At 25.9% G+C, this 3,284-nt stretch carries 2 protein-coding genes; both read left to right on the top strand.

Annotated elements, in window-relative coordinates; genetic code table 11:
• On the top strand, nucleotides 1-765 hold a 765-nt coding region (locus tag VK998_RS12460; protein WP_325228858.1), incomplete at its 5' end, for an elongator complex protein 3.
• A 19-nt stretch (nucleotides 766-784) separates the two neighbouring features.
• Nucleotides 785-3,284: chromosome segregation protein SMC (smc, locus tag VK998_RS12455; protein WP_325228856.1), on the top strand; the 2,500-nt coding region annotated here is incomplete at its 3' end.

Here is a 3,284-nt window from a genome sequence, read left to right as displayed (position 1 = left end):
GATTTGCTAAAAAAATATGGGGTAGATACGATAGAATTAGGAGTTCAATCCTTAGACGATACAGTGTTAAATAGAAGTGGTAGAGGTCATAACAGACGCCAGGTTTATATGGCCTCTAAACTAATTAAAGAATATAATTTTAATCTAGGATTACAAATGATGATAGGTTTAGTAGGAGATAGTAAAGAAAAGGCTATTTATACTGCTAAAGAGTTTATAAAAATAAATCCTTATTGTGTAAGGATTTATCCAACTCTAGTCATAAAAGATACTTTCTTAGAAAAGATGTATCAAAAAAATTCTTATAAACCGCTATCTCTTGAGGAGGCAATTGATATATCTGCTCATTTACTTATGCTCTTTGAGTACCATAATATAAATGTGATTAGAGTAGGATTGCAGCCTACAGAAAACATTCAACTTGGGAAAGATGTTGTAGCTGGACCTTTCCATCCATCATTTAGACAATTGGTAGAATCCTATATATATAGAATTATATTAGAAAAACATTTGGAGCCGTTGAAAAATAATATAATTGAGAAAAACATGGTGGTAAAAGTAAACAATAAAAACATATCAAATCTTGTCGGTCAGAAATCATCAAATACTAATTATTTACTTCATAAGTATAGATTAAAATCTATAAAAGTATATAGTAAAGATATTGAAAATGATATTATAAGCATATCGATAGGCGAATTTTATGATAAAATATATAGAAGCAAAACTATAGAAGAGTATTTAAAGAAAAAAGGAATAATATGAATTTAAAGGGTGATTAAATTTGCACTTAAAAAAAGTAGAAATTCATGGTTTTAAATCCTTTGCAGATAAGGTAGAAATTGATTTTAAAGAAGGCATTACTGCAATTGTAGGACCGAATGGTAGTGGAAAAAGTAATATAGCTGATGCAATTCGATGGGTATTAGGAGAACAAAGTATTAAAACCTTAAGGGGAAGCAGAATGGAGGATGTGATTTTTTCTGGTACTGATACAAGACGCCCTTTAGGGTATACTGAGGTAACTATCACTTTTGATAATAAGGATGGAATCATACCAGTGGAATATCAGGAAGTTGCTATTTCTAGAAGGATGTTTCGTTCTGGCGAAAGCGAATATTATTTAAATAAGAATTCCTGTAGATTAAAAGATATTAAAGAGATTTTTATGGATACTGGAGTAGGAAAAGACGGTTATTCAATAATTGGACAAGGTAGAGTAGATGAAATACTAAGTACAAAACCAGAGGGTAGAAGAAATATCTTTGAAGAAGCAGCTGGAATAGTCAAGTATAAAACTAAAAAAATAGAGGCAGAAAAAAAACTAGAAAAAACCGATAATAATTTAATTAGAATAAAAGATTTAATACATGAGCTTACTAATCAATCTGAAAATTTAAAGGAACAATCTGAAAAAGCAAATGAATTTATTCAGTTTTCAAATAAACTCAAAGAAATTGAAGTCAATCTACTTATTAGAAAAGTAGATGAATTAGAAAAGAATATTGCTAGAAGTACTGAAAAAAAAGAAAAGCTCCATATGAAAATGGAACAAATTATAAATAAAAAAAATCTTATTGAAAATAAATTTAATATAATGAAAGAGAAAATTACTAACTTAGATTCGTCTATAGATACAATTGAAAAAGAAAAAAATGAAACTTTTAATTTATTAAATAAAAATGAGAATGATTTAATACTATTAGAAGAAAAGAAAAAATTTTATATAAAGGATATAGAAAGATTAACAAAGGAAATCCAAGAGTTAAATTTAAAATTGAAGAAATTAGATGATGAAAAAATTGAGTTATTAAATGAAAAATCAAACTTAGTAATACAACTCAATCTTTCAAAAGAAGAATATAACGAAAAAAATATAAATTTAGAAAAACTAAATGAAAAAATTAAAATAAAAGAAAAAGAAATTGAAACAAAAAAAGATAATGCAATTGAAGTCTACAATTTAATTCAGGATAAAAAGAATAGAATAAATAGTTTTTTAAGTTTTAAAGAAAATATTCACAAAAGAATTAAGCATGTAGAAAGAGAAATTGAATTTATATCAAAGAAAAACAAAGAGGATAAAAACATACTAAAGAAAATTGAAATTAAAGAAGAAGAAAAAAAGGAAACGATAGTTAAACAAGGCAAATATTTAGCTAACTTGAAATTAGAAGAAGAAGATTATAAGAATAGATTAGATGCACTTTATAAAGAGATCAACCAAAACAAGGTAGGATTACAAGGGAAGATTTCAAATTATAACTTGCTTAAAAATATGGAAGAAGACTATGAAGGGTATTATAAAAGTGTTAAAAACTTAATGTTAGCTAGTAAAAAAACTGAATCTTTAAGAAATAGATTAATAGGGGTTGTAGCTGATTTAATTAAAGTTGAAGAAAGATATGAAAAAGCTATAGATGTAGGATTAGGAGGAAGCTTACAAAATATTGTTACAAAAGACGAAATTGATGCTAAATTTATTATTGAATATCTGAGAGAAAAGAAATTGGGACGAGTGACTTTTTTGCCTATTTCAAATATTAAAGGTAAATCCCTATATATAAGCCCTAATGATAGGGAAAAGTATAATATACTAGGATTAGGTTCAGAACTGGTAATTTATGATGAAAAATATAAAAATCTCTTTGAATATTTATTAGGTAGAACCATAATTGTAGACAATTTGGATCTAGCTAATAAAGTAGCTAGAAGATATAATTATTCCTATAAAATTGTTACCTTAAAAGGAGATATAATAAATGCAGGTGGTTCTATTACTGGAGGAAGTTTGCCAAAGGTAAGCGGAAATATTCTTAACAGAAAGTCTAGAATAGAAAAGATAAGAAAAGACATAAATAATCTATCTAAAATACAAAATAGTTTAGAATATGAAAAGAATGATTTAAAATTAAAAATAGAAAAAAATTCAATAAATTTAAAAGAAATAGAAGAAGAACTTCAAAAAAATAATATTGAAATTATTAGAATTGAAAATGAAAAAAGTAAAATTATTACGGAATTAAAAAGAAACAATGAATCCTTAATCAAGTATAAAAATGAAATAGGAAAGTTAAATTTAGAACTAGATAATATAAAAAAAGATGAAGAAAAATTAAAAGAGGAATTAGCTTTAATTGATGAAGAAAATAATTGGGTTCAAGAAGATATTAAAGATTTGATCTTAAAATTTGAAAAAGTAAAAATCTTGATCTCGGCGTTTGTGGTTACAAGGCCAAATTGGGTTCCAAGTGATCCGTTTGATTCGATCTCTTTATGCGTAT

The organism is Schnuerera sp., assembly GCF_035459645.1.
GTDB lineage: Bacteria > Bacillota > Clostridia > Tissierellales > Tepidimicrobiaceae > Schnuerera.
Note: the sequence above shows the minus strand (reverse complement) of the source record. Positions and strands in the feature narration are given on the sequence as shown.